Raw genomic sequence first — 25,943 nt, forward strand, 5'->3', positions numbered from 1 at the left:
CTGAGATCGAGCCTGGTCATTCATCATTTTAACGCGGATTACCGAGGTTGCAGTAATACGATGTAAGTGGATTTGCCGGAAATTTTCAGTTCTCGATCGCGGTTGTCGACACCCTTGAAATCGAAGCCGATCCGGTAATGCAGTTTTTCTAAAGTCACCTCGATGGCTTCTACTGTGAAGCTCCCGCTTTTCGCTTCATAAGAGAATGAGGTAGTAAAGCCAGGGAAAGTGCCCGTTTCAAAGTAATAGGCATGTTCAAAAGGGAACCCTGGATCGCCTACGGAATAAGTGCCGGATTTAATCGCCTTATCAAATACAAGCACCAGACCCTTTTTTGTTCGATGCGAATAATCTTGTGTATTCGCCCGAGTCACCAATGCGATCAGGCTGCTATTGGGGTCGGCTTGGTATTAGACAATTTGGCTCTCGAATTGCACGCGGTCAGACACCGTTGCATGTGTTTCAGCACTGACTGTGATGGTGGGTTCTGCAGTGTTGGCAGAGATTGAATTTTTGCTTTTGAAGAAGCTCATGAGATTCATCCTTGTATTACATGGTGGGTTGGGAAACGCCATGAAATAGTAGGGAGGGCTAAATAACTAAGCCACTGTCAGATCTGACAGTTTTTTATAATGTTTCGATATGGATTCAGCGTTTATTGGTTATTGCGCCAGCGCGAAAGTCAGCCGCCCCTCGCTCACTTCACCGAAATGGCGCAGTCGAAAGTTTCCACTGGCAGCACTTCCGGCGCCCAAGGTTGTTGCGAGGTCAGGCGCAAACGCCCGGCGCCGGGAGCGAAGGCCTGGAAGCGCCAGGTCGAAACGCCTGCCGCACCGACCACGCCGGCATCTTCCGGATTGCTGTAAACCTCGGGACTGAGCGCGCGCAACACGCCGCCCGCCGAATCCTGAATCGCCCAGCGGTAGCCGGTGGTCGGGTTGCTGGGCAGCATGATGATGAGGTTTTGCCCGGTGGTGAGCTGCACGGGGCATTCGCTTTGCTTTTCCACGGTCACGTTGTGTTTCGGTTGCGTGGCGCAGGCGGCCAGCAAGGAAAGGGCGAGGGGAAGAAACAGGCGGGTGGGGGACATAAGATCAGCGGCTCCGGCGTTTACGACGAACGGCGAGCATAACTGAAGATTAGGGAAAGTGTGACGATCGGGATTGGCGCCGTCAGGACTGCTGCCTTCGCGAGCAGGCTCGCTCCCACAGTGGTCAGCAGTGTCGACAATTTGTGTGTCCACTGCAAAACCCTATGGGAGCGAGCCTGCTCGCGAAAGCGATAGACCAAGTGCTACAGAAATATCAGAAGAGCACCTTCGCCACATCCGCAAAGCGCTTGGCGAAGTGCACGGTAATCCCTTCCTTCAGATAGTCCGGCAACTCCTCGAAATTACCCCGGTTCGGCTCAGGCAGGATCAGCTCGAATATCTTCTGCCGCCGCGCCGCGATCACTTTTTCGCGCACCCCGCCAATTGGCAACACATGCCCGGTCAGCGTCAGCTCGCCAGTCATTGCCACGCCTTTCTTCGGCGGTTGATTACGCGCCAGTGACAGCAACGCGCTGGCCATGGTCACGCCGGCGCTTGGGCCGTCCTTCGGCGTCGCGCCTTCAGGGACGTGCAGGTGAACGAAGGCTTCATCGAAAAACTTCGCGTCGCCGCCGAACTGCTTGAGGTGCGAGCTGACGTAGCTGTAGGCGATCTCTGCGGATTCCTTCATCACATCGCCCAGTTGCCCGGTCAGCTTGAAGCCACGGTTGAGCGTGTGAATCCGTGTAGCTTCGATCGGCAAAGTCGCGCCGCCCATGCTGGTCCAAGCAAGACCGGTGATCACGCCGGTGCCAGAGAGCACTTGTTCGTTGCGGAAGACCGGATGGCCCAGCGACGCCTCGAGGTCTTTCGGCCCGAGTTTGATTACCGCTTTAGGGTCTTCAATCAGCTTCATGACCGCTTTGCGCACCAGTTTGCCCATTTGCTTTTCCAGCTGACGCACGCCGGCTTCACGGGCGTAACCGTCGATCAGGGCTTTGAGTGCACTGTCGTTGATGCTCAAGCTGCCTTTGGATACGCCAGCCTTCTCCAACAGTTTCGGCCACAGGTGACGCTTGGCGATGGCGACCTTTTCTTCGGTGATATAACCCGACAGGCGAATCACTTCCATGCGGTCAAGCAACGGGCCGGGGATTGAATCAAGGGTGTTGGCGGTGCAGACGAACAGGACTTTCGACAAGTCCATGCGCAGGTCGAGGTAGTGGTCGAGGAATTCGACGTTCTGTTCCGGATCCAGGGTTTCCAGCAGCGCCGAGGCCGGGTCGCCCTGGTAGCTTTGGCCCATCTTGTCGATCTCGTCGAGCATGATCACCGGGTTCATCACTTCGACGTCTTTGAGCGCCTGCACGAGTTTGCCCGGCTGCGCGCCGATGTAGGTGCGGCGGTGGCCCTTGATTTCGGCTTCATCGCGCATGCCGCCAACGCTGAAGCGGTAGAACGGCCGGCCGAGGGATTCGGCGATGGATTTACCAACGCTGGTTTTACCCACGCCCGGGGGGCCGACCAGCAGTACGATCGAGCCGCTGATCTCACCTTTGTAAGCGCCAACGGCGAGGAACTCGAGGATGCGGTCCTTGATGTCGTCCAGGCCTGCGTGGTGCTTGTCGAGGATCTTGCGCGCGTGTTTGAGGTCGAGTTTGTCCGCGCCGTACACGCCCCATGGCACCGAAGTCGCCCAGTCGAGGTAGTTGCGGGTGACGGCGTATTCCGGCGATCCGGTTTCAAGGATCGACAGTTTGTTCATTTCCTCTTCGAGCCGCTTCTGCACCTGCGCCGGCAAGGTTTTGCCTTCGAGGCGCTGCTGGAACTGTTCGAGGTCGGCGCTGCGGTCGTCCTTGGTCAGGCCGAGTTCCTGCTGAATGACCTTGAGTTGTTCCTTGAGGAAGAACTCGCGCTGATGCTCACCGATCTTGCGGTTAACTTCGGCAGAAATCTCTTTTTGCAGGCGTGCGACTTCGACTTCCTTGCGCAGCATCGGCAGAACTTTTTCCATGCGCTTGAGCATCGGCACGCAGTCGAGCACTTCCTGAAGCTCGGGGCCGGTGGCCGACGTGAGGGCGGCGGCGAAGTCGGTCAGCGGCGACGGGTCGTTGGGGCTGAAGCGGTTGAGGTAGTTCTTCAGCTCTTCGCTGTACAGCGGGTTGAGCGGCAGAAGTTCCTTGATCGCATTGATCAGCGCCATGCCGTAGGCCTTGACCTCGTCGGTCGGCTCGGTGGGCTGATGCGGGTATTCGACTTCGACCAGATACGGCGGGCGGTGATGTTTGAGCCAGGTCTTGATGCGTACGCGGCTCAGGCCCTGGGCGACGAACTGCAGTTTGCCGTTCTCGCGGCTGGCGTGGTGAACCTTGACCAGCGTGCCGTATTCGGGAAGAGCGCCGGTGTCGAAGTGGCGCGGGTCTTCCTGGGGGGTGTCCATGAAGAACAGGCCCAGGGAGTGGTGTTCGGATTTGCTGACCAGTTCGAGGGTTTCGGCCCACGGTTCTTCGTTGACGATGACCGGCAGGACCTGCGCCGGGAAGAACGGGCGATTGTGGATCGGGATGATGTAGACCTTGTCCGGCAGGTTTTGCCCGGGCAGCGCCAGGCCGGTGCCGGAGGAGGTGTGTTCGATGTGGTCGTTTTCGTAATCGTCGTGGTTGTCCGGGCGATCTTGCTGGTCGGTCATGGGGCACCTGCGCAATGGGGTATGGGTCTTAGATGGGGCAGGGGATGGGTGGTTTCAATGGGGCGGGTGTGTTTCTGCTTGTGTGTTCAGGGGTTGGACAGGTTTTTAACCTTGGCGGCCTGTGGGCCGGCCAGGTACTTGGGGTTTTGGGTGGATATCCGTTTTTTTGGGTGTGGCGGCTGGCGGTTTCGCCCTTGCGGCGAGTCACCTTTTTCAAACGCCAAAAAGGTAACCCAAAAGGCTTTGCCCTGACGTTCGGCCCGCTCGCTAACGCTTGGGGTTCCTTCGCCCCGGGATCGATCCTGGCGCAGCGGCTCCGGTTTGCTTCGCTGCACCTACACTCGCTGTGTACGACTGTGTCGTACGGTCGCTGCGCTCCCACGCCCGGATCAATGCCTCCACTCAGCCTGCCGACGGGCTCCAGGATCAAAAGCTACTCGAGCTTGCGCTCATTGTGTTGAGTTGGGGCGGCTTCGCCGCGGGGTGCTGCGTTGTTTTGCTTTTCTGTAGGAGCGAGCCTGCTCGCGAAGGCGGTGTATTAGGAGACACAAAGACTGAATGTGCTGACGCCTTCGCGGGCAAGCCCGCTCCCGCAGGTTTTTCCGGCGTTTGCCAAATTGCGTGCACAAAAAAGGCGATGTCCCTCACGGGACATCGCCTTTTTCATACCGCCAGCTAAAACTTATTCCGGCAGTTTGTACGCAATGATGTAGTCACCCATTTTGGTGCCCAGCGAGCCGTGGCCGCCGACCACGAGCAGGACGTATTGCTTGCCGTCCTTGCCGGTGTAGGTCATCGGGGTGGCCTGGCCACCAGCTGGCAGACGCGATTTCCACAGCTCTTCACCGGTGTTGACGTCGTACGCACGCAGGTACTGGTCAAGGGTGCCGCTGAGGAAGCCGACGCCGCCTGCAGTGACGATCGAACCGCCCATGCTTGGCACGCCAAGGGTGAAGCCGATCGGGATCGGCGAGCTGTCGCGGCTGGTGCCGTTTTTGCGTTTCCACACGACTTTGCCGGTGGTCAGGTCGATGCCGGCGACGTAGCCCCAGGCCGGGGCCTGGCACGGTACGCCCAGTGGCGACATGAACGGGTGCATGATCACCGCATAAGGCGCGCCGGTGTTTGGCTGCACGCCCGAGGTTTCACTCTCGCGTTTGCTGCCGGCTTCGACTTGCTCGCGTGGGACCATTTTCGACACGAAAGCCATGTAGTTCGGGCTGGTGAACAGCATCTGGCGAACCGGGTCGACCGAGACGCCGCCCCAGTTGAACACGCCGACGTTGCCCGGGTAGATCAGGCTGCCCTGTTCCGATGGCGGGGTGTACTGGCCTTCATAACGCAGTTCCTTGAACTGGATGCGGCACAGCATCTGGTCGAACGGGGTCGCGCCCCACATGGCTTTTTCGGTCAGATCCGGGCCCAGCAGGTTGAGGTCCGAACGGGCCTGGGTCGGTGCAGTGCGGTCGCCTTTGACGGCGCCCTGCGGAACCGGGATTTCCTTGATCGGAATGATCGGCGTGCCGTCGCGACGGTCAAGGACGTACAGGCTGCCCTGTTTGGTCGGAGCGATCAGCGCAGGTTTCACGCCGTCGGCGGTTTTCATGTCGAGCAGCGTTGGCTGGCTGCCCACGTCCATGTCCCACAGGTCGTGGTGGGTGAACTGGTAGTTCCAGCGCACTTTACCGGTGGCCAGGTCCAGCGCGACGATACCGGCGCTGAATTTCTCGGCGCCCGGGGTGCGGTTGCCGCCCCACTGGTCGGGAGTCTGGTTGCCCAGTGGCAGATAAACCATGCCGAGTTTTTCATCGACGCTGGCCAGCGACCACATGTTCGCCGAGTTGCGGCTGTAGGTTTCGCCCGGGGCCAGAGGTTCGGTGGCGTCCGGCTTGTCGCTGTCCCAGTTCCAGACGAGGTGACCGTCGCGCACGTCGAAGGCGCGGATCACGCCCGACGGCTCGTTGGTCGATTCGTTGTCGGTGACGTGACCGCCCATGATCACCAGATCACGGGTAATCGCCGCTGGCGAGGTGGAGTAGTAGCCGCCGGCGGTGAACGGGCCGATGCCTTGGGTCAGATCGACCACGCCGTTGTTGCCGAAGCCTTCGCAGATCTTGCCGGTGTCGGCATTCAACGCGATCAGGCGCGCATCAGCGGTTGGCAGGTACAGGCGACGCGGGCAGGCCTGGGCAACCGCTTGGCCAGCTTCGGAAATCACGGCGGAGGCTGCGTTTTCAGACTTGGCATAAGCGGCTTCGTCGTAGTACGACACGCCACGGCAGGTCATGTGGGCAAAGCCCTTGAAGCCGACCGGGCTCTTGATCTGCGGATCAAAGCGCCACAGTTCCTTGCCGGTGTCGGGGTCCAGAGCCAGCACTTTGCTGTGCGCGGTGCAGGCGTAGATCATGCCGTTGGCTTTGAGCGGGGTGTTTTCGTTGGTCAGCTCAACCGGGTCATCCGCAGTCGGCAGGTCGCCGGTCTGGATGCGCCAGGCTTCTTGCAGCTTGCCGACGTTCTGCGGGGTGATCTGCTTGAGCGGCGAGTAGCGGTCACCGAATTCGGTACGACCGTAAGCCTGCCAGTCGCCATCCGGCATGGCCGGCGCGGTGCTGGTCATGTCTGCCGTGTCGCGGCCCAGTTCGCCGAAGGTTTCGCCCGGGTGGGTGAACAGGCTGGCCAACGCGGTCACGCCGGCCAGGATCACCGCCACGGTCAGACCGCCGGTGCCCATTTTGGCCGGGCCGTTGAGCAGCAGCGGACGACGGAACCACGGCAGCAGCATCACGAAGCCGAGGACAAACCACAGCGCCAGACGCGGCACCAGTTGCCACCAGTCCAGACCGACTTCCCACAAGGCCCACGCGGTGCTGGCGAACAGCACGATGGCGTACAGGCCCAGCGCCGCGCGTCGGCGCATCAACAGCAGAAGGCCGGTCAGCGCGACGCCGGTACCGGCCAGCAGGTAGTAGAGCGAGCCGCCGAGCGTGCTCAGCTTGACTCCCCCGGCCAGCATGGCCAGGCCCATCAGTAGAAGCAGGATGCCGAGCAGGCCCGGCATCAGACGGCCCCGACTCGAAGCACTTTCGGTGCTCATAATGTGATTCTCCGTGACGTTTTATGTAGTCCCGCGCTGTAGTCACTTTAGATGACGATTTGGCGCAGGCATGGTTCAGATAAAAACTTGTTCGGCTAACGAAATGCATCATTCCTGTGGGAGCTGGCTTGCCAGCGCTGGCGATCTCATATCCAACACTGAAATCACCAGACAGATTGCTATCGCTGGCAAGCCAGCTTCCACCAGGTGCTTTTGCGGTTCTTTAGAACGACGACTGGATCTTGATCCCGCCGATCAGGGCGTCGTCGACGTCGTTCACGCCACCAGGGTGGCGGATGTATTGCAGGTTCGGGCGCACGGTCAGCCAGTTGGTCACGTGCACGCCGTAATAGAGTTCGGCGCTGTATTCGGTGTCTTGCGGCGGCAGAAACGCAGGATCGTCGTAGTCGTACACGGCGTTGGCGCGATTGCTCGCTTCGGCGTTTTTGCGATAGGCCGGGTTGACGTGCACGCGGGCGAGGGCGAAACCGATGTCATCCTTGGCGCGGGCATCGAACGGGCCTTTGTAGGTCAGGCCGGCCTGCACGTAGTTGTCGATGGCGTTGGTTTTCTTGTCGTGCATCGTGGCGTTGGCGAACAGGCTCAAACCACGGGAGTTGTCGCTGGCCACGCTGGTGATTTGCTGCTGAACGCCCAGCCACACGCCGTGCTTGCTCGAAGCGCTGCGGTAGGCTTCGCCGCTGAGAGCCGCCGGCTGCCCGTTGTGATCCTTGTAAACGTCAGTGGCCTTGGCATTGCTGTAGTAATAGCCGGCGCGGTATTCACCGGGCAGGCCGTTGAGCTTCGGCGTCCACACCAGTTCGACCGGCAGGATCGCACCCTGGGTGCCGCTGCCGCTGAGCTTGAAACCGTTGCCACGGTCCAGGTTGGACGGGTTCTGCTCATAGGCGCCGACCTGTGCGTACAGTTCAGGCGTCAGGTGATATTTGACACGTAGCGCCCACTGGCTGACCGGCCAGTTGTACCAGATGCCGCCGACCCAGTTGCCGACCTGCGAGCCGCAGAACGCCAGGTTCTGGAAGTCGCAGGGGAAGCTGTTGAAATCTTCGCCTTCACCGAAACGGCCGACCTTGATGTCGAGCTTCTGATCGAAGAATTTCTGCTGATACCACATTTGCGTCAGGCGTGTGGTCTGGCCACGGCCCCAGACTTCCTGGGCCGACGTGAAGCCACCCACGCGCGGGTCATTGATGCGGTCGTTGCTGATGTTGTTGCCGCTGCGCTTGGTGAGGGTCAGTTGAAACTCGGCGTCGTCCCAGCCGAGGATCTTCTGCAGATCCAGGTGGGTGCCAAGGCCGAACTGGTCGCTGTAGCGTGCGGTGCGATCGTGGTCGTAGCCGCCGTGCAGGTTGCTGCCCATTTCACCGGTGTAATCCAGTTTGAAGTCGTAGCCTTTTTCCGCGAGTTCGCTGCGTGTCCCGTTCCAGTCACCGAGCATCCACGGTGATTCACTGTCGAAAGCCGGCGCCGCCTGGGCGCAAGTGGCGAGGCCAAGGGCGGTGCAGCCGCCAAGGGTGCGCAGGGCAGAGATAGCGCTGTCTCGGGAGAAGGAAAAATCAGGCATTGATCAGTCTTTTTTTGATGTTTTTCGGGTGCAAGCCGAGCGCTTCAAGTTGTCGCAGGCAGTGAAGCGTTTCAGCGGAAGGGCGGCAGGATAATGATCTGTAACAAATTGAGAAAGGGCTTTTACAGACATGCAGCGTTTCGCAATCGGTAACAGTGCGGCAAACGGGCGCATTGTGGGGGAGGTCATAGCCTGCGATCTTCCCGGGTTGGCCTACATTTGAAGACAGGCCTTCCACCCGGTCAGCCCCTCGGCTAAGGTGCGCGGCTTCTGTGATTTCACTTCGCCCAAAGGCCCGGCATGAACGAACAATCCCCCGATCCGCTGCATGGCGTGACCCTCGAACAGATCCTCAATGCGCTAGTGAGCCACTACGAATGGTCGGGCCTGGCCGAACGCATCGACATCCGTTGTTTCAAGAGCGATCCGAGCATCAAGTCGAGCCTGACCTTCCTGCGTAAAACTCCGTGGGCGCGGGAAAAAGTCGAGCGCCTGTACGTGAAGCTGATGCGCACCAAGCGACCGCTCTGAAATGGACGCAATGTGGCGCCAGCGCCTGATCACGTTCATGGCCGTGTTGGGCTGGACGGGGCTGACGATTCAGCTGTACCTGATTTTCGTTGCGCGATGGAGTGTTGGCGCCAGCCTGTTGGGCGGCCTGGTGAGCTACTTCAGCTACTTCACCATATTAACCAATACGCTGGTGGCCACCGTGCTGACCTGTGCCGTGAGCAGGCGCGAATCGGCTGCGCGGCGCTGGTTTTTGCAGCCGTGGGTGAGCAGTGGCGTTGCGGTGAGTATTACTGTGGTCGGCCTGGCCTACAGCCTTTTGCTGCGGCACTTGTGGCACCCCGAAGGCTGGCAGTTCATCGCCGACGAGTTGCTCCACGACGTGATGCCGCTGCTGTTTCTCGGTTATTGGTGGTGCTGCGTTCCCAAAGGCACGTTGCGTGTGTGGCACCTGCCGGTGTGGCTGATCTATCCGCTGGTGTATTTCATCTACGCCTTGCTGCGCGGGCATCTGTTGGGCGCGTATGCGTATCCGTTCATTGATGTCGCGGTGTTGGGTTATCCACAGGTGCTAGTGAATGCCGGGGGAATCTTGGTGGGGTTTGTGGTGATTGGATTGTTGGTGATTGGTCTCGACCGATTTCGGCGGTAACGACCAAAAGATCGCAGCCTTCGGCAGCTCCTACAGCTGAAATGCAATCCAAATGCAGGAGCTGCCGAAGGCTGCGATCTTTTTGATTCCCGGATTTACTCCTCTTCAGAACCTTCAGCGCGCCAATAGCCCACAGCCTTGATGAACTGCTCATCCAGCCCGTGCTCATCAATCAGCACCCGGCGAATCTGCCGCGACACCCGGGTCTCCGTCGCCACCCACGCATACAGATCGCCCTTGGGTATCTGCAATTGTTTAACGGTGGTCAACAGGTTGTTCTGGCCGCCCTCGCGCAATACCCAAATCACATGGACCTGCGCCGCGCTGTCGAGCACTTGTTGCTCGGCGCCGTTTTCCACTTCGATGACCACCAGCGCCTTGCGATTGGCCGCCAGGCCTTCGAGGCGGCGGGCGATGGCGGGGAGGGCGGTTTCGTCGCCGATCAGCAGATAGCTGTCGAAGATGTCCGGCACGATCATCGAGCCCCGTGGCCCGCCGATGTGCAGGAATTGCCCGGGCTGTGCCTGTTCCGCCCACGTCGAGGCAGGGCCATCGCCGTGCAGGACGAAATCGATGTCCAGCTCCAGTTTTTCCAGATCATAACGACGCGGCGTGTAGTCACGCATCTCGGGCAGCGGGCCGTTGTCCTTGCCAGCGCCCAGTTGCAGCGTTTCCAGCGCGGCCGTCTGCTCGGCGGACTGCGGGAAAAACAGTTTGACGTGATCGTCGCTGCCCAGGCTGATGAACCCGGCCAGCTCCGGGCCGCCGAGGGTGATGCGGCGCATGCGCGGCGTCAGGTTGGTAACGCGTAACACTTCAAGCTTGCGGCGTTTGATTTCATGCATCACGCGGTGAATGGTTTGGGTATCGACTGCAGTCATTCGGCGGTCTCCGGGGCAGGTTGTACGGCAGGGCCGTCAACGATGGCTTTGGCGGTGTTGTTGAGCAGGTCACGCACGCGCAGGATCTCTTCCGCGCTCCAGCGTCCGTGGTGCATCTGCAAGGCATGGCGCAGGTTGTGCACCGCTTCATGGATTTCGGCGGGGCGGTCATGGCCACGCAGCGAGCGCTTGCTGACGTCGATGCGCATGCGCACGCCATCAAGCGCCACGGCCTGCTCACTCAAAGACAAACGACCGGCGTCGGTCACGCTGTAACGTTTTTTGCCGCCCTCGGCGTCGCCGGCGATCAGATCACTTTCTTCCAGAAAGGTCAGGGTCGGGTAAATCACGCCGGGGCTGGGGCTGTAGGCGCCGTCGAACATGCTTTCGATCTGGCGGATCAGGTCATAGCCATGGCACGGCTGCTCGGCGATCAGCGCCAGCAACAGCAATTTCAGGTCGCCGGGGGCAAATACTCGCGGCCCGCGTCCACCCCGTTCGCGGCCGGTTCCAGGGCGTTTCTCGAAGCCGTCGCGGCCGTCACCGTGTTCGCGGTGGGGGGAATGATGGTCTCTCATTTGCGCTCTCTCTCGTCGTATTTAGATACAACGTAAGATATATCTTAAGTGTTCTGCAAGCCATTTTGTGCACGCCCGTCTGCTTGTCGATGAGCGGAGGTACCTTCGGGGGAAGGTTTATCGATATGCCAAGCCTTGTTTTTTTTACAAGCAAGTGCTCGGTTAATTAAAGTTGTTACTCTATTTTTAAGTGGAGTTAATATTCTAAGAAGCTTCAAGGTTCAATGATTATTGAGTGGAGTTGCTGTATGGGTTTTTAGATGAAACTGTATGTAGGGAATAACTTACAGTAGCTGTTTTATATTTTGATTATTTGTTCTTTTTTCTTTCCGCTCACGGGGCTGTTTAACTACAAGCTCATAGGAAACTGCCTGCTTACATTCCGGAACGAACAGCCGATCATGCCCCGGCGTTGAAAGTTTGAACAAATTCAACCTTTTTGGTTGCTGTTGCTTGAACTTTCAATGAACTGATCCTTTTATGAAAACAGGTACTGAATGATGTTCAAGAAAATCGCGATGACTGCTCCATTGGCTATTCTGGCACTGAGCTCTACCATGGCTTTTGCCGCTGGGGAGGCCCGTCACTCCATCAGCCTGGTAGCCACTGTTCCGACAAACGGGTTCTACGTGATGCCCGTAGATCCGGATCTGGTCAGCAAGGATCAGGACATGAGCCCGACCAATGGCAACATCAATTTGTCGCCTGTGACTGGCTTTTTCGATGTGCGCAACAATAACGGCTCGATTCACGCCAGCCTTGAAGGCCCGGCCAGGCTCTACGGTGGCGCCAATACAATTGACCTGACCGTCGCACTCAACGGCGTCTCGCTCAACACTACGCCGCAAATGGTTGTCGGTGAGCAAGAGTCAGATGTGAACTTCCGCGCGCCGCTGCGCATCAGCGCCGTTGGCACGAACCACGCACCGGGTGACTACACCGGCGCTGTGGCTATCGTGTGGGACGCCGTTCCTCCTGTCGCGCTTTAAGCGTTTCGACAAAACCTGAAACGCTTACTTGTCCAAGTAACGTAACCGGTCGGCAAACACTTAGTTTGTCGGCCGGGCTTTAATCTATCGGCAATTAGAGTACGTGTTCATGTTCCCGATGACGCCCATCGCGGCTGCGCTTGTCCTGCTTTTATGCAGCACTGCAGTTGCAGCGCCCGCAACGGTTGCTAATACCCCGCGAAGTTTACTGGCTCAAGCCAAAGGCTTGCCGGCGGATTTCGAGGAGCACTTTTTTGATGTGCCGCTGGCAGTGCGGGTTGAACTGGATCAGCAGCCGCTGGGGGAGGCCATGGTGGTGTTGTCCCGTGATGATCGCATCACGCTGCTTGAATTCACCGATACCAGCGAAAACCGCTACGGCCCGGCCGAGCGGGAGAAGTGGGCCAGTTATCTCAAACCCGGCGTGCCGTTGGGCGCGTGCACTGGTTCTTGCCCGGACCAGGTGCTGGCCGTGCACTACAACCTTGAGAACTCGCTGGTCTCGATCCTCACCGAAAACGCTGAGCGCGACCTGGAAGCCAAGCGTTATTTCGAGCAACCCCTGGGCGGCAGCAGTGGCCTGATGGTGCGCAACCAGCTCAATCTCAATGGTGGTCAACAGCAGGACCTGGGCGGTCGCTTCGGGCTCGAAGCCAGTGGCAGCCTGGGCAACTGGAGTCAGACGTTCAACATGCAGGTGGCCCGACTCGGTGGCCCGGACGACAAGCTTTATCACGCAATACATGAGCTTTACACCCAGCGCGAGCTGCAAGGCACGTTCTTTCGCCTGGGTTATTTCACCCCCAATTCCGAAGGGCTGACCCGTCAACCCCGCACGTTTGGCACCAGCCCTGATACGGCTGTCGGTGTCATGTACGGCAGCTCCGACAGCCTGGCTATCAATACGCCAATGCCGAGCGTCTATCCGGTCTACGTCACGGCCAATCGCCAGGGCTCGGTGGAAATCTATCGCGACGGTTTGTTGATCAACACCCAGTCGGTACCCAGCGGCTTGCAGACCCTCGACACTCGACCACTGCCAGGTGGTATTTATGAAGTGGAAGTGCGCCTGATCGAAGACGGCCAGATCACGTCCACTACCCAAGAGCTGATTTACAAACCCAACAACTGGCGCAATCTCGATGAGCGCTGGCGCTACAACCTGTTCGCGGGCGAAGAGAGCAAGCTGTTCAGCAACTGGGAGCAACAGGCCAGCGGCAGTACGACCGCAGGGGCGTCGGTCAATTACCTGATGCACCCGCGCGTGATTGTCGGGGCGTCGGCGCGCCAGATTCGCGAAAAGATGCAGTTCGGGACGTCCATTGACTGGACGCTGGCCAATCAGATCAGCCTGTACGCCAACGTTTACCAGACGCAGGGTTATGGCACTGGTCTGGACCTGCAAAGCCTTTATAACTATGGCGCTGGCAGCCTGGTGATCAGCCATAACCGCAGCTGGCTGGACACCACTAATCTGTATGACACCTTGCCGGACGGCACTCGGGTGCGCCAACGCAATGTCTTCATCGGCCAGACGAGCAATTCCTCACTGGCGCTCAATCACCGGATCAGCAGCAAAAGCTCGATCAACGGCCGTGTGTCTCACAGCGAAGGCAATACAGAAGGCGTCGGCCTGGACCTGGGCTGGAACCAGCGCACCGTGTTGTTCGGCAGCGATGCCAACTGGCGTTTGTCGGTGTTCGACCGGCCAGGCAGCTACAGCAGTGGCGATGCGCGCAACCGCGGTGTTGATCTGAGCATCAACGTGGCGCTGGGTCCGCCGGGCCAGCAGATTACCGGCAGCATCGGCTCGCGCACCGATCGCGATGGCGGGCGCGATAACAACGCTTCTCTCGGCTGGCGCAAGAACCTTGAAGGTCATGTGCTGCAAAACGTCTCGGTGACCGCGCTAACCGACACTTATGGCGTCGGCGTGTCCAGCCTGGCGAATTTTCGCACCGCTGCGATCAATGGCGATGGCTTCATTCAGCGCTCGTCTTACAACGGCAATTTCACCGGTGGTCTGAACGTGGACAGCACCCTGGTCGTTGACGGTCAGAAAATGATGCTGACCAGTCTGCATGAAATGCGCGGTGCAGGGATGATCGTCGACGTGGAATCAGACATCGATAACGTCGTCTTGCGCGCCGATGACTACAGCGGTGGCAGCGCGGCGTTGCGGCCGGGGCGCAACTTCATCCCGATCACCGCCTACCAGAACAGCTCGGTGGGTTTCGATTTCGAGGGCAACAGCGTGCCTGCCGCCACGATTGAACCGGCGCGCACGCGCTATCACCTGAATAAGGGTGGCGTTGAGTATCGCAAGATCCGGGTGATGAAAACCCTGACCGTGCTGGGCCGCCTGGTCAATGCCCAGGGGCAACCGCTAAAGGGCCATCACGTGATCAACCACGCGAGTCGCGGGGTCACTGAAGTCGATGGTTTCTTTTCCATGGAAATGAACGCCGGGTCACCGACCCTGGAAGTGCGCCACGACAATCAGTTGTTGTGCCAATTCCGTCTCGATGCCAGTCGGCACCGCAATGAAAACAACGTGTTGATGATCGGGGACCTGCGGTGCACGCCGGACACCCTGGCCGATGTCACGCTCACCGATCAGAAGGCGGGTTGAAATGATGAAAAAGTCTTTGTGTTGGCTGGGGCTGTTGATGGCCCTGGGGGCATCTTCGGCGCAAACGGCGAATCTGGAGATCAGGGCGGTGTTCAAACCCGACCCTGCGCAGCCGAACAAAAATCTGTTCGTCAACCAGACGCCGAACAGTGGTTATTGCGCGGACTTGCCGGGTGAATGTGCCCAACACAACATGTTCAGCATCCGGTTACCGGTTCGTTTTAGTAATAGCCGCTACATAAACCCTAATGAAGCCGTGTGGGCCAAGGCACCGGCTAACTGGCGGCAGCTAACGGTCACTAATGCCGAAACGCTTGAATCCGAAACGGTTGAAGTACGCATTGTCGGCATCGGCTCGAATTATGAGTTGAGCAAGTCGGCCGCTGAGCTGGTAGGGGTGACGGACATACTTGAGGGGCACCAGAAGCTTTGGACCAGCAACAGTTGGGTTTATGCACCTGCACCCTGCCTGTACAGCGGCGTCGGCACTTACTCACCGAGCACTTATCGTTTTTTCTGGAAATCTCCGGTTGAGGCCACTTGCAATAAGGTGCCCACCGTTGGCCTGCACTCGTTGTCATTCAATACACTCGATTTTGCTTATGAACTGCGCACTCCCAATCCTTTGGGCATGACGACAGGGCTCTACACCGGTGCGCTGACGTATACCCTCGGCCCTGCCCAGGACTTCGACATGGGGGTGATGATGCAACCAGACGACGCCCGCCTGACCCTGGATTTCGTCCTGGACGTCCAGCACACCCTGAAAGTCGACCTGCCTCCGGGCGGCAACAAGGTCGCTCTGGAACCGGAAGGCGGCTGGCAGCAATGGATCAACGGCGGTCCCAAACCCGGCAGAATCTTTCGCGATCAAACGTTCAACATTTCTGCCTCGTCGCGCTTCAAGGTGATGATGCAGTGTCAGAACTCGCTCGGCGGTGAACGCTGCCAAATGTACGGTAACGGCTTGGTTACCGACGTGACGACGCGCATGACCTTGCCAGCCGGCATCACGTTCAGCGGCAACCCCGTCGGGCGCTACCCACTCCAGCATGAATCCTGGTCCGGTACCTTCGAGCCCAGTCAATACGTAAACCGTCAAGTCGGCACCCTGCATTTCGAAATCCCCAGCGATGCAATCGACAGGCTGCTCAAGCCCGGTATCGGCGCTTCGCTTTCCACCAACATCACCATCATCTGGGACTCGGAAGTTTGAGCACCAGGGTTGTTTTTATTCATTTTCTACAGGATCGAAAACGATGAATCGTGTGTTCTCAGTCTGGCTGCTCAGCCTGGCTTGTGGCGTGGCGCAGGCCGGACCGCAGATCAATGTTGGCGCCGTGTACGACTATCTGGAGGCGAAAAACAGTACCTACCTCAAGCGGGTATTCAACAGCGGCGATGCGACTGCATTCGTCAAGGTCAACGTGCTGGAAATCGTCTATGACGCGGATGGCACAACCCGTGAAGTACCGGTTGAAACGTCCGCCGACGGCGCTTCACGCGATGGCGTGATGGCCAGTCCGGCGCGGCTGATCGTACCGGCGCAAGGGATGCAGGGCACCCGTCTTTTGTTCTTGGGTGAACGTGAGCGCGAGCGCTATTTTCGTGTGCGTTTCGTGCCCGTGGTGCCGGAAAAGGAAGACGAATTTCTGGTCGGCAGTGAAGAGCGCGAAGACTACAAGAAAACGTTGTCTGCCGGCATCAACGTGATGACCGGCTTCGGCACGATCTTTTTCGTGCGGCCCAAAAACGCCCGGTTCGACACCACCATCAGCGAAACCGCAAGCCGCTATGAGCTGCTCAACAATGGCAACACGGTGATCGTGGTCGATGAATTCAAGAGCTGTTCGCTGACCAAGGAGAACGACTGCGGCGCGACCACCAAACACCATGTGCTGGCGGGCAAGTCGTTCGCCTTCGAAAAGGAGGAGGGGCGTCAATACCGTTTCAATCTGGTTGAGGGCGAGCAGAAGAAAGTCCTGACGGTTGCGAGCCAATAGGCCTGCCTTCGATTGATGCAGAGGACCGTAATGATGATCAGACAATTCACTCTTTTCGCACTGGCGACGGCTACCTTGCTGACCGGTTCGCTGGCGTGGGCGGCTCGGGAACAGCACACCTTCGAAGTGTCATTGGAGATTCCGACCCGCTCGTTCTACATCGTGCCCAGCGAACCGGGCTGGATTCACCAGGCGCAGGAACTCAAGTGGGACTACCCAAGCTCGTCCTTGATTCCGTTGCGCAAATACTTCGATGTGCGCCATAGCTCCAGCGCCATCCAGGCACGCCTTGAATACACGCCGTACCTCTCGAATGGCAAACCAGGCGAGGAGGTTTTGCTGCGGGTCAGTTTCAATGGCAGGTTACTGAGCTCGCAATACCAAGCTGACGTGGTCTCGCAGGCCGATGCGGCAGCGGGTGTTCGGGCCTTGCTGGAGATCGAAGCGCAAAAGCCCGCAGCCGGCTACCGGGCAGGGGATTACCAAGGCAATGTGCTGTTGCTGTTCAGCGCCAAAACGCCGGGCTGAGGTCACTTCAGAACATTAGTGTTGCCTGCCAGAGCAACGCCCTGATGTCATTGTCAGGGCGTTGCGCAGGGATCATGGCACGGTCTGTTGCAGTGCCTCACGCGTCAGTCGCCGGCTCAGTTGCTTCTCTTCATAGCCGATGTCGTTGAGCAACGCATCATAGGAGGCATCGGTCATGGCTTGCCCCGTCAGGACGAGGTGCTCATCGACGTTCAGTTGCGTGGCCAGGTGCAGCAGCCGCTGCCGCAGTACTTCCTGACGAGCTGGCGAACTCGCGGTTGCATTGGCCCGGGCGTCCTGGGCTTCGCGCAGTTGATCCAGTCGCTCGGTTTGCTGTTCATACAACCGGGCGTTGCGCCTGAACTCGTCCGGGTGCATATCACGCAGGTGTTTCTCCCAGAACGGCTGCTCGATCATGCCGTTGATCAAGCCATCGCCCGCTTCCATCGACATCACCGTAGCAAAGGCCGTGTCGATGGCTTTGGCGCTTACGCCGGCCAGCGGTCGATACAACATTGACTCCGACTGCCAGGGCAAGCCGAGGCGTTGCGCCAGGCCGGTTTCATAAGCGAGGTGCACTTCCACCTCATCGGGATTACCGTGGCGGCTGGCGAAGTCGGCGCTGGCAATGTCATTTACGCGCGCCAGTCGGGCAGCACCTTTTGCCAGCTTCGCCAGCCGGCTCGTCAGGTCCTCGGCGGACGTCGAAAATGCATACGCTTCGCAAGCGAGTACCTTGATGCCCATGTTGTTGAAGACCTGGGCACCTGCATCGGCGCACGTGGTGGGTGAGGTCGCCATCTCGAACACCTCTTTACGCAACTCGGTGTCCAGGTCCACGGCCTCGATCATGCGCCAGACACGATAACTGAGCTGTTCACGGCGATGACCGCCCGCTCGGTAATCGGCCGATTGCGTGAGTTTCTGAATCAACGCAAAAAAGTCGGCAGAACCCGGCTCGTTCATAAGGTCATGCCAGGCTTCTTCTCTGAAGGTACCCAGCCCGGAGACTTGGGCACTCCACCAGGTGGTGTCATCGTTCATGGGCCATTGGCTCATCGCACCCACTGCAGCCGCGGTGTACGCCTGCTCAGGGGCGATACCGACCGACCGCCGATATTCCTTGAACATGACCTGACCGACTTCAGACAGATCCCAGGCGTATAAACGGGTTCGCGCGATGATCATTGCATCCTGAGAGCCGGGCACCACATTGGGTATTTCTTTGATCGGGTTGGCCTGCAAGTCCAGGAAAAAGCCCCGGGGACGGCGCTTGCTCAATGGGCCGAGGAGGCCATCGGGCCAAGTAGTTGCGCCCGTGTTGCTCAGGCAAAGGGTTTTCAGCCGGGGCATGCGCCCGACGTTCGGCAACCTGCCCAAATGTGGGTTGTCGTCCAGTCTGATGGTTTCCAGGCGGGTCAGGTTGTTTAACTGCTCGATGTTTGCCTCGGTCAGGGTGATGCGGTTATCAATCAAGCGCAGGGTACGCAAAAAATGCATCCTGCCGATGCTGTCGGGCAATTGCGTCAATTTGCACTTCCTCGCACTCAACTGCCGAAGATGGGGAAAATCTTTGAGCAGGCCCGTGGCGGTGGCGGAAAACGTGGTGCGGTCCAGATTCAGCGTGTCGATCTGATCGAGGTAGGGCTTGAGGTCGGGCATCTTCTTCCACCACAACTCCAGATTGAGGCTGCGCATGTCCACCGACAGGTCCAGCGCATAACCACCTTGGGCGGTGGTACTGCGTTCGCCGAAAACTTTTGATTTTCGCTCGAAGCACTCGATGAGCCGCTCGCTGATGTGCTGCCCGCCACCGTCACGAAAGTTCGTGCTGCCCGGCCCCCACGTCTCGGGCTGCTGGTATTGCCACCGGTTGAGCAGGACTTTCAGCTCATCCAGCTCGTTCTCCAGTCGCGTCAGTGTCTGGTGACCTGTTTCTTCTTGGCCCAGGGAGCGGATAAATGTGCTGGTTTCCTGCTCGTTGAAGTGTGGAAAAAGATCCTTTACCCGTTCCGCCAGGGTAGTCGCCGATCGGGACATCGACGGACCGCGCAACAATGTCATGACTTCGATGTCAGCGGTCGCCGGAATCGGTGGTGCCGCCAATGCGATGCGTCGCTCGGCGGGTGCCTCGGTCTTGGCCATCAACCATTGTTTGAAAAATCGGCCCTGGCCAGGGCGATAGCCCAGTTGTGCTCGCTTGCCGACGGGCAGTGCTTCAAGGATCGCTTCGTAGAAATTCGCGGCTTCATGGAGCTTGCGCTGGCCGCCGTCCCATATTTCGTAGTGGCCCGCTTCATTTTTAAACAGTACCCGGACCGTCGAAGCCTCTGGTTCGCCGACGCGGCAACGCAAGAGGCCGGCTTCATAACCCTCACGGACTTCAACACGCAATTCGCTGAACGTGTCGCTGTGAATCCTGAGGGCATTAAGGATCAGGTTCTCGGTTTCCGGCACCCACTGCACTCCGTCGTCAAAGCCTGCATAGGCATGGTTGGCCCGCGTCTCGAATTCAGCTTCCCGGGCGAGGCTCTTGATGCTTAGCGGCAGACGTTGTTCACGGCTAATGCGCGCGCGCTCCGTGGGTTCGGCGCTGCCCAGCAGAGACTCCGCCGTTTTGACGGGCAGCTCAGGGTACGCCTGGCGCAGTAACCGAACCTGAGGGTCGCTGGACATTTGTGCGCCTTGATACAAGTGCTTGAAGATGTCCGCTTTCTGGCGTTCAGTCGCCTGCGCCAGCCGATTGCGTAACGCTGCTACCTGTTTGTTCGCGGCGATGGGCCCGCGGAGTATCGCCTCAAGTTCCCGGGCATCGAGAAAATCCGCCAGGGTTTGCGCAAACTCGCCACTCATGATGTGTGCCGCGCTGGTAGACAGCGTTTGCCGCCCGCTAGCGTTGCGGTTGCCGTACTGACGAAACGGGCCAGTCAGATCGGCCTGTTGATAGACCCTCACGGCTTTGCTCGATGGCCAGCCCTCGAGGTTCGGCGCCAGTTGCTCAAACCAGAATGAGGACGGGTCGAGCGGCTCGCCCCGCCGAATATGTTCTATCGACTGATCAGCCTGGCGCTGCAGTTCCAGGCGTTTCAGGCTGTCATCCAGTAAGGGCGGCGGCGCCATGTGCTCAACATGCATTTTGCGCAACATCCCCTCGGTGGTGCCGCTGGAGACGCGCGCATGTTGCAGCTCGGCGTCGCTGAAAGCTTCGACACGGTGGCCCAGCCGTCGCATCAGTTTGGAGCTTTCCCAGGTTTTCGGATTTTCCGCTTCATGGGTCCAGGCGCCCTGGCCGTTGTGTTCCAGCTCGGGTAAATAGGCATTAGGGCGCTCAGGATGGGTGATGCGATAACTGCCTGTTTGCGCATCCTCGCGCACGGCGAAGTGTTTGCCATCCAGAGGCAGAATTGTTCGGCCTTCGCGGGAATGAAGACCTCGCTCGTCTGGCCTGGAATCTACCGTCAATGTCACATCGGGCAACTCGTATGGCGTCACGTCGGGGTGCCACAGACGCTTCTGGCCATCAGGCAGAGTGACCGGCTTCATACTTTCGACCAGCGGCGATAACTGCAACCTGAGCCACTCACCGGTCTTCATTCCGGCACCAAACACCGCCATTTGAACGATGTCCGTGACCACGCCCACGACATGCTCGGTGGCTTCGGCCAACATGCCTTCGGTCATGTCGACCACACCTTCAATGACGTCGCTGGTGATTTGGTACGCAGTGTAAGCCAGCATCAACTCTCCCACGCCGGGGATGAACGGGGTGGCGATCAATAACGCAACATTGAAAATGTCCGAGGTGATTTTCTTGAAGTTGTCCCACCAGGCCCAACGGGCGATGCGGTCGGTATCGGCGGTGGACACGGCGATGTGTTGAGCATCGTTGAGGATCTTGTTCAGCTTTGCCTGGAACTGGTAGACCCAGACGTCGCCTCTGATCAACGCTGCACTGAACCGCAGATTGACCTTGTCTTTCGGCACTTCCTGCCAGCTTGGCAGTGGATCCGTAGCCTCTTTCTCATGCCACTTCACGTCAAACAGACGTTGTTGCAGCTCAGCAAAGAAGTGCCCGCGCTGCGTCTGATCGATGAACCGGCTGAAGTACTGTCGATAGCTCAGGCCGGTGGAAGAACTGACGACGTTATCGCGCAGTTGCCGGGTGAGTTCGCTCATGAACGCCTGGGTCGAGGGGTATTCCTTGAGCGGGTGCTCGGGGTCTTGCGGCACGTAGGCGATGACCGGTGCGACACCGCGATGCTGTTCCAGGTCCGGTGCGATCAGCACGATGCCGGTCAGCCGGCAGTCCAGAATGGACAATTCAACGAAATGCATGGCTTGGCCATGGCGCGACATTTTACGCCCGTCGAGCATGTTGAGGATCAGGACGCGGGCGCTGAAATCGATATCTGCGGTCATCAGCGCCTGCTGGGTCGACGCCTGGAAAGCCGCTTTCTCGCTGTCGGTGATCCAGCGCTGCAACATGTAACGCGCCACGCCATCCTTTGGGCGCAGCTGTTCTTCCAGATAGCGGCTATAGCGCGCGCCGATGTCCAGCTCGCGGCAGAGGTTCTGAAACTCGACGATGGATATCTGGCGTTTGATCGGCACCACCTTGAAGTGCCCACGGGCATTGGGCGCAGTGACGAAGTCCGAGTCCGGTTCGCAGGTTTCATGAGCGGCGAAGTTGTGTAGCGCGGCATCGAGCAGCGTAACGGTTCGTGCGGTCACGCCTTGGTTCGAGTCGATGATGTACCAAGGGTTTTGCTTGGGCAGATACAGGTGCAGGCACGTTTTTTTTACATCCACCTCCACCCCGAATCGGTTCTTCAGCGCTTCGGTCAACAGCGGTTCGGCGAACAGATAAACGTGTTGCAGCTTGTCGAGGAAAGGATCGATCTTGTCGCGGGAGGACCAGAGCTTGAGGTTGGCCTGCTGCAACTGTTTGTGATCGCGATTTGTGGCGTTCTTGATCCACGGCGCTGGCGCTTTATCCATCGCGGCCAGTTCTCTGACGTTGCGCAGCGAGGCGTTCTTGAAGGTGCGGTGGATCCGGCTTTCGATAAACGCGTAATGACGACCTTTGTGGCCGGCTCGCGGCCGTTCAGACGTACTTCCCTGTAAGTCAGACATGTAATTTATAACCCTGGGCATTTATTGAAGCAGCAGCCTAACGCCCCAGGCTCAAACTAAAAGCCTGAATTCCTGGTGTTTTTCACCCGTGTTTTCTCCTCAATGCAATGGAATTATCCATGCCGAAAATATTTATATACCGCCCTTTTAACCGCGGCGTGCCACGGCGGTCGGCAGGCATCGGGTTTGCGTTCCCGGTTGCAGATACGGCGTCAATATCGGCGCCATACCCTTGAGCACTTGCGCCGGCAATGCCGAAGTGAACTTGAAGGTCTCCGCCGTGCGCCCCGGCACGAAAGCGGTCATGGTGCCGAAGTGTGAATCGCCGATGTAGAACACGAATGTCGCCGTGCGGTTAATCGATTTGGAACTCAGGATCCGCCCGCCCGAACCAACGGCTTCAATGCGATTGTCCCCGGTGCCCGTTTTGCCGCCCATGGCCAATGGTTTGCCATCTGCCGTCACAAAACTGCCGGACACCCGTTTGGCCGTGCCGGCATCCACCACCTGTGACAAGGCTTCGCGCAGTGCTGCGGCGACTTCGGATGGCATGACTCGTTTGCCAACGTCAGGATCATTGATCAGTTTGGTTTCGTACGGTGTGTTTGCCGCGAAATGCAGGCTGTCGATACGCAGCGTCGGCATGCGCACACCGTCGTTGAGGATGGTGCCGATCAGTTCAGCCAGTGCCGCTGGACGGTCACCGGAACTGCCGATGGCCGTAGCCAGCGAGGGCACCAAATGATCGAACGGATAACCGACTTTCTGCCAGCGCTGGTGAATATCAAGAAACGCCTCGATCTCCAGCATGGTGCGGATCCGGCTGTCACGGGCGCCCTTGTGTCGGCTTTTGAATAGCCAACTGTAGACTTCCTGGCGTTCGAACTGGCTGGCCTTGACGACTTGGCTGAACTTGGCGTCCGGGTTGTTCAGCAAGTAGCCGATCAGCCACAGATCCAGCGGGTGAACCTTGGCGATGAAGCCCTGGTCCGGCAAATCGTAGCTGCCGGGGCCGTAGCTGAGGTAGAGGCGTTCAAGGCGTTCGTCGGTCAGCTTTTCTTTAAGCCTGGCGCCCTTGAGGTGCGAGCGTACGAACGTGTTGAAGCTCTGCTGGTCGGCCTGCGGAAATAGATAACGATGCACGGCGGACATGCGAATCGGCGTCGGACGCATGCCGTCGAGAAAGGTCTCCAGCCGCGCCTGGGTGTCCTTGTTGCGGTACTTTTTCCAGAACTTCAGCAGGAACGAGGTGCCCTCTCTGTCGGCGAATGAGGCCAGGTATTCCTGACGCCTGGGGTCGCGATCGTCCTTGAGCAATTCTGCACTGCTATTGGGGCCCGAATAGGTGGTGTAGCGCACCACGTCGCGCATCAGCCGGATGAACGGCAGGTTGATCGATTCACGAATGGCATCACGAAGGGTCGGCAGACGGCCGTTGTCTTCCTTGCGAAAGTTACTGAAAGTATGCAGCCCGCCACCGGTGAAAAAGGCCTCGCCGGGGCTGGCAGAGTATTTTCGGTCCAGCGCCGCGCTCAGCATGTTCGGCAGGCTGCGGTCCTTGTTCTGTATCAGGTAATCGACGGCCCAGCGGCTCAGACGATCCTGGTCCGGAACGTCGACTTTTTTCAGTTCAGGGACGCTCATCTCTGCGTACTTTTCGTGCAGCTCGGCGATGATCTGCAGGTAAGTCGTGAGCACGCGCATTTTTGCCGTGGAGCCCAGTTCCAGCTTGCTGCCTTCATTGATGTCGAAAGGCTGGTCGGTGCTGTCAGTCTGCACCCGCACTCGCGAGCCGTCAGGCGTCAGCTCAAACAGCGTGAAGCTGTAGCGCACCTGCGCGGTGCTGGAGGGGGTAAGCAGGCGTTCGCCGATCAGGCCTATTTGCGCGGCGTAAGCCGGATCGGCCAGCTGCTTGAGGTAGGCGGTGGCCTGGGTTTGCAAGTCGCCTTGCAGCGTGCTGGTGGCGGAGAGGTCGAGGCGGTCGAGGTCATACAGCGGGCGGTTGAGCAAACCGGCCAGTCGGCTGCGGGCTACACTGATGCCCTTGTTGGTTTCGATGGGCTGCATCGTTGGCTGGGTCTGCCAGTCGCGGTAGGACACGGTGCTTGCCAGCGCGGCGTCGGCGAGAGCGCTGTCGATCACACCGTTCTGTTTGAGCAGGCGCAGGTGGCTGTCGGTGAGATTGGCCAGCTCTTCGCGGCCCTTGGTCAGATAATGCGAAGGGCGGCGTTGGGCGATCATCAGCGAGAGCATTTCACGAAGGGCCAGGCCTTTGGCGGCCATGGTCTGCGGATCGGCCGCCGGACTGTTCAACCATTCGTTGGCCTTGTTGAAATCACTCCCGTACCAGACCCGTAAGCCTTCGGCCATGCCGTGCACCTCACCGTGGCCGGGCACCGCCGAGAGCGGCACGCTATTGAGGTAGTCACGGACGATGTTCTGTCGTGCGCCCAGGGTCTGCGGCCCGCCCTGATAAGCGCGGACACTGGCGGAAATCATCTGGCGGATTTTCTCCGCGCCGGAAACGGTCAGACCTTCAGGCGAATGACGATATTTCTCCAGCTGTGTCGCCAGGGTGCTGCCGCCGGCCGATTGCCCCGGCAAGTTCAACAGTTTCGCCACCTGTGACCACGCGGCCATGCCAAAGCGCGGCCAGTCCACCGCCGGGTTGGCCAGCGGTTGCCCGGGGTCGAGGAGAAAACGGTTTTCGATAAACAGCAGGCTGCTGACTACCACTGGCGGGATCGCCGCGAAGTTGCCGTAGAGCTGTTGCGGATAGTGGTATCGGTACAGCGGCGCGGCCCGGCAATCGGTGATCGACAGCCCGGCCTGAATCTTTTCCGAATAGGGCACGAACAGACCTTTATCGGTGTAGCTGAGCAGGGCTGGAGAAAAGCGCGCCTGCTGGGCGATCACGTAATTGCGCTTGAGCAGGCGCGGCAGAAATTCGTCGAGCGAGCTGTAACCCAGGCGCAGATCGAACGGGCCGTTGCCCGGATAGCGGATCGCTTCGCTGGGGCCGGGTTCGAGTTTGTAGGTCAGCGAGGCGGCGTAATGGCTCAGCTCCCGGGCCTGGAAACGCGAGGTGCGCATTTCCCTGGACGCAGCCAGTCCCACGACGACCGCGATGATCAAAAACAACAACCAGAAAGCCTTCCACCCGTGCCGGTTACGGCGAGGTTTTTGAGGGACAGGCGCTTCATCCACACGTTCAGTCGGAACCACGGTTTTACTCGAATCGGTTTGCCACAAAGCACCCATAGTCGACTGATCCATTCACGCAGATTGATCGGACTTGTCTGAAGCTTAGACGGTGGATGGCGGTGGTGAAGGAATTGTGTGGGGCTGGGCGCAGAACAAATCTGTGGCGAGGGAGCTTGCTCCCGCTGGTCTGCGCAGCAGACCCTCGTGCTGCCATCGCGATTTACCTGCTGAACGTGGTGAGCCGTATTGCGACTGCTGCGCAGCCGAGCGAAAGCAAGCTCCCCGGCACAAGCCGGTCTTGGAGACTGTTGCAATAGAGCCATCGGCGGGAAAATCCGCGCGGGCACCGACATGACGCTGCACCCACGCTGTGCAATACTCATCGGCTTTTTCAGTGGCGGGAAACTCCTGCACAAGTCAGGCAAGCCTCTCGGT

17 protein-coding genes are annotated in these 25,943 nt (G+C 58.9%); 7 read left to right on the forward strand and 10 right to left on the reverse strand.

Translation table 11 applies throughout. The features are described 5' to 3' along the window. Window positions 1-38 precede the first annotated feature (38 nt). From HU727_RS25685 to HU727_RS06770, 6 genes are all read right to left on the reverse strand, one after another. The gene (locus HU727_RS25685; RefSeq protein WP_225919805.1) at window positions 39-323 is read right to left on the reverse strand and encodes a hypothetical protein; all 285 of its coding nucleotides are present in this window, start codon (window positions 321-323) and stop codon (window positions 39-41) included. Window positions 324-410: 87 nt separating this feature from the next. Continuing rightward, entirely contained in the window at window positions 411-533 is a 123-nt protein-coding gene (locus HU727_RS25860) for a hypothetical protein (RefSeq protein WP_264081975.1), read from the reverse strand. Window positions 534-697: 164 nt separating this feature from the next. Further along, window positions 698-1,090, reverse strand: coding sequence for a protease inhibitor I42 family protein (locus tag HU727_RS06755; protein ID WP_186530287.1), 393 nt, complete (start codon window positions 1,088-1,090; stop codon window positions 698-700). Between the two features lie 214 nt (window positions 1,091-1,304). Beyond that, on the reverse strand, window positions 1,305-3,719 hold the full coding sequence (gene lon, locus HU727_RS06760) for an endopeptidase La (RefSeq protein ID WP_225919806.1): 2,415 nt from the start codon (window positions 3,717-3,719) through the stop codon (window positions 1,305-1,307). Window positions 3,720-4,401: 682 nt separating this feature from the next. Continuing rightward, a complete protein-coding gene (locus tag HU727_RS06765) occupies window positions 4,402-6,813 on the reverse strand; it encodes a glucose/quinate/shikimate family membrane-bound PQQ-dependent dehydrogenase (protein WP_186530285.1) in 2,412 nt (803 codons plus the stop codon). A 223-nt stretch (window positions 6,814-7,036) separates the two neighbouring features. Beyond that, window positions 7,037-8,398, reverse strand: a complete 1,362-nt coding sequence (locus HU727_RS06770) for a carbohydrate porin (protein ID WP_186530283.1) — start codon at window positions 8,396-8,398, stop codon at window positions 7,037-7,039. A 300-nt stretch (window positions 8,399-8,698) separates the two neighbouring features. On the opposite strand from HU727_RS06770, the gene HU727_RS06775 reads away from it, so the two are divergent. After that, on the forward strand, window positions 8,699-8,929 hold the full coding sequence (locus tag HU727_RS06775) for a VF530 family protein (protein ID WP_186530281.1): 231 nt from the start codon (window positions 8,699-8,701) through the stop codon (window positions 8,927-8,929). A gap of 1 nt (window position 8,930) precedes the next feature. Continuing rightward, complete coding sequence (locus HU727_RS06780) at window positions 8,931-9,560, forward strand: Pr6Pr family membrane protein (protein WP_186530279.1); 630 nt, start codon at window positions 8,931-8,933, stop codon at window positions 9,558-9,560. Window positions 9,561-9,655: 95 nt separating this feature from the next. Here the strand turns inward: HU727_RS06780 and HU727_RS06785 are convergent, their stop codons facing one another. Both HU727_RS06785 and HU727_RS06790 read right to left on the reverse strand, forming a co-directional pair. Then, on the reverse strand, window positions 9,656-10,441 hold the full coding sequence (locus tag HU727_RS06785) for a siderophore-interacting protein (protein ID WP_186530277.1): 786 nt from the start codon (window positions 10,439-10,441) through the stop codon (window positions 9,656-9,658). Further along, window positions 10,438-11,019 carry a PadR family transcriptional regulator gene (locus HU727_RS06790; RefSeq protein ID WP_186530275.1) on the reverse strand — a complete coding sequence of 194 codons (582 nt, stop codon included), beginning with the start codon at window positions 11,017-11,019 and terminating at the stop codon, window positions 10,438-10,440. The genes HU727_RS06785 and HU727_RS06790 overlap by 4 nt, the downstream gene beginning before the upstream one ends. Before the next feature lie 497 nt (window positions 11,020-11,516). Between HU727_RS06790 and HU727_RS06795 the strand changes: the two genes are divergently transcribed. The 5 genes from HU727_RS06795 to HU727_RS06815 all read left to right on the forward strand — a co-directional run bounded on the left by HU727_RS06795 (window position 11,517) and on the right by HU727_RS06815 (window position 17,171). Further along, window positions 11,517-12,008 carry a CS1 type fimbrial major subunit gene (locus tag HU727_RS06795; RefSeq protein WP_186530273.1) on the forward strand — a complete coding sequence of 164 codons (492 nt, stop codon included), beginning with the start codon at window positions 11,517-11,519 and terminating at the stop codon, window positions 12,006-12,008. A gap of 109 nt (window positions 12,009-12,117) precedes the next feature. Continuing rightward, window positions 12,118-14,640: a CS1-pili formation C-terminal domain-containing protein gene (locus HU727_RS06800; RefSeq protein ID WP_186530271.1), complete on the forward strand. Its 2,523-nt coding sequence runs from the start codon at window positions 12,118-12,120 to the stop codon at window positions 14,638-14,640. A 1-nt stretch (window position 14,641) separates the two neighbouring features. Continuing rightward, entirely contained in the window at window positions 14,642-15,856 is a 1,215-nt protein-coding gene (locus HU727_RS06805) for a hypothetical protein (protein WP_367616982.1), read from the forward strand. 43 nt (window positions 15,857-15,899) lie between these two features. After that, entirely contained in the window at window positions 15,900-16,643 is a 744-nt protein-coding gene (locus tag HU727_RS06810) for a molecular chaperone (protein ID WP_186530269.1), read from the forward strand. A gap of 30 nt (window positions 16,644-16,673) precedes the next feature. Continuing rightward, the gene (locus tag HU727_RS06815; RefSeq protein ID WP_367616983.1) at window positions 16,674-17,171 is read left to right on the forward strand and encodes a CS1 type fimbrial major subunit; all 498 of its coding nucleotides are present in this window, start codon (window positions 16,674-16,676) and stop codon (window positions 17,169-17,171) included. A 72-nt stretch (window positions 17,172-17,243) separates the two neighbouring features. On the opposite strand, the gene HU727_RS06820 is transcribed toward HU727_RS06815, so the two are convergent. Both HU727_RS06820 and HU727_RS06825 read right to left on the reverse strand, forming a co-directional pair. Then, complete coding sequence (locus HU727_RS06820) at window positions 17,244-22,304, reverse strand: NEL-type E3 ubiquitin ligase domain-containing protein (RefSeq protein WP_186530265.1); 5,061 nt, start codon at window positions 22,302-22,304, stop codon at window positions 17,244-17,246. Window positions 22,305-22,451: 147 nt separating this feature from the next. After that, window positions 22,452-25,565, reverse strand: a complete 3,114-nt coding sequence (locus HU727_RS06825) for a transglycosylase domain-containing protein (RefSeq protein ID WP_186530263.1) — start codon at window positions 25,563-25,565, stop codon at window positions 22,452-22,454. Window positions 25,566-25,943 lie beyond the last annotated feature (378 nt).

The sequence above is a fragment of the Pseudomonas khorasanensis genome, assembly GCF_014268505.2.
In the GTDB taxonomy this organism is placed as follows: Bacteria; Pseudomonadota; Gammaproteobacteria; order Pseudomonadales; family Pseudomonadaceae; genus Aquipseudomonas; species Aquipseudomonas khorasanensis.

Coding starts and splice junctions, on each gene's coding strand:
- HU727_RS06765 (WP_186530285.1), bottom strand. CDS start 6,813: ATGAGCACCGAAAGTGCTTCGAGTCGGGGCCGTCTGATGCCGGGCCTG.
- lon (WP_225919806.1), bottom strand. CDS start 3,719: ATGACCGACCAGCAAGATCGCCCGGACAACCACGACGATTACGAAAAC.
- HU727_RS06770 (WP_186530283.1), bottom strand. CDS start 8,398: ATGCCTGATTTTTCCTTCTCCCGAGACAGCGCTATCTCTGCCCTGCGC.
- HU727_RS06825 (WP_186530263.1), bottom strand. CDS start 25,565: ATGGGTGCTTTGTGGCAAACCGATTCGAGTAAAACCGTGGTTCCGACT.
- HU727_RS06815 (WP_367616983.1), top strand. CDS start 16,674: ATGATGATCAGACAATTCACTCTTTTCGCACTGGCGACGGCTACCTTG.
- HU727_RS06820 (WP_186530265.1), bottom strand. CDS start 22,304: ATGTCTGACTTACAGGGAAGTACGTCTGAACGGCCGCGAGCCGGCCAC.
- HU727_RS06800 (WP_186530271.1), top strand. CDS start 12,118: ATGTTCCCGATGACGCCCATCGCGGCTGCGCTTGTCCTGCTTTTATGC.
- HU727_RS06780 (WP_186530279.1), top strand. CDS start 8,931: ATGGACGCAATGTGGCGCCAGCGCCTGATCACGTTCATGGCCGTGTTG.
- HU727_RS06775 (WP_186530281.1), top strand. CDS start 8,699: ATGAACGAACAATCCCCCGATCCGCTGCATGGCGTGACCCTCGAACAG.
- HU727_RS06795 (WP_186530273.1), top strand. CDS start 11,517: ATGATGTTCAAGAAAATCGCGATGACTGCTCCATTGGCTATTCTGGCA.
- HU727_RS06790 (WP_186530275.1), bottom strand. CDS start 11,019: ATGAGAGACCATCATTCCCCCCACCGCGAACACGGTGACGGCCGCGAC.
- HU727_RS25860 (WP_264081975.1), bottom strand. CDS start 533: ATGAGCTTCTTCAAAAGCAAAAATTCAATCTCTGCCAACACTGCAGAA.
- HU727_RS06810 (WP_186530269.1), top strand. CDS start 15,900: ATGAATCGTGTGTTCTCAGTCTGGCTGCTCAGCCTGGCTTGTGGCGTG.
- HU727_RS06805 (WP_367616982.1), top strand. CDS start 14,642: ATGATGAAAAAGTCTTTGTGTTGGCTGGGGCTGTTGATGGCCCTGGGG.
- HU727_RS06785 (WP_186530277.1), bottom strand. CDS start 10,441: ATGACTGCAGTCGATACCCAAACCATTCACCGCGTGATGCATGAAATC.
- HU727_RS06755 (WP_186530287.1), bottom strand. CDS start 1,090: ATGTCCCCCACCCGCCTGTTTCTTCCCCTCGCCCTTTCCTTGCTGGCC.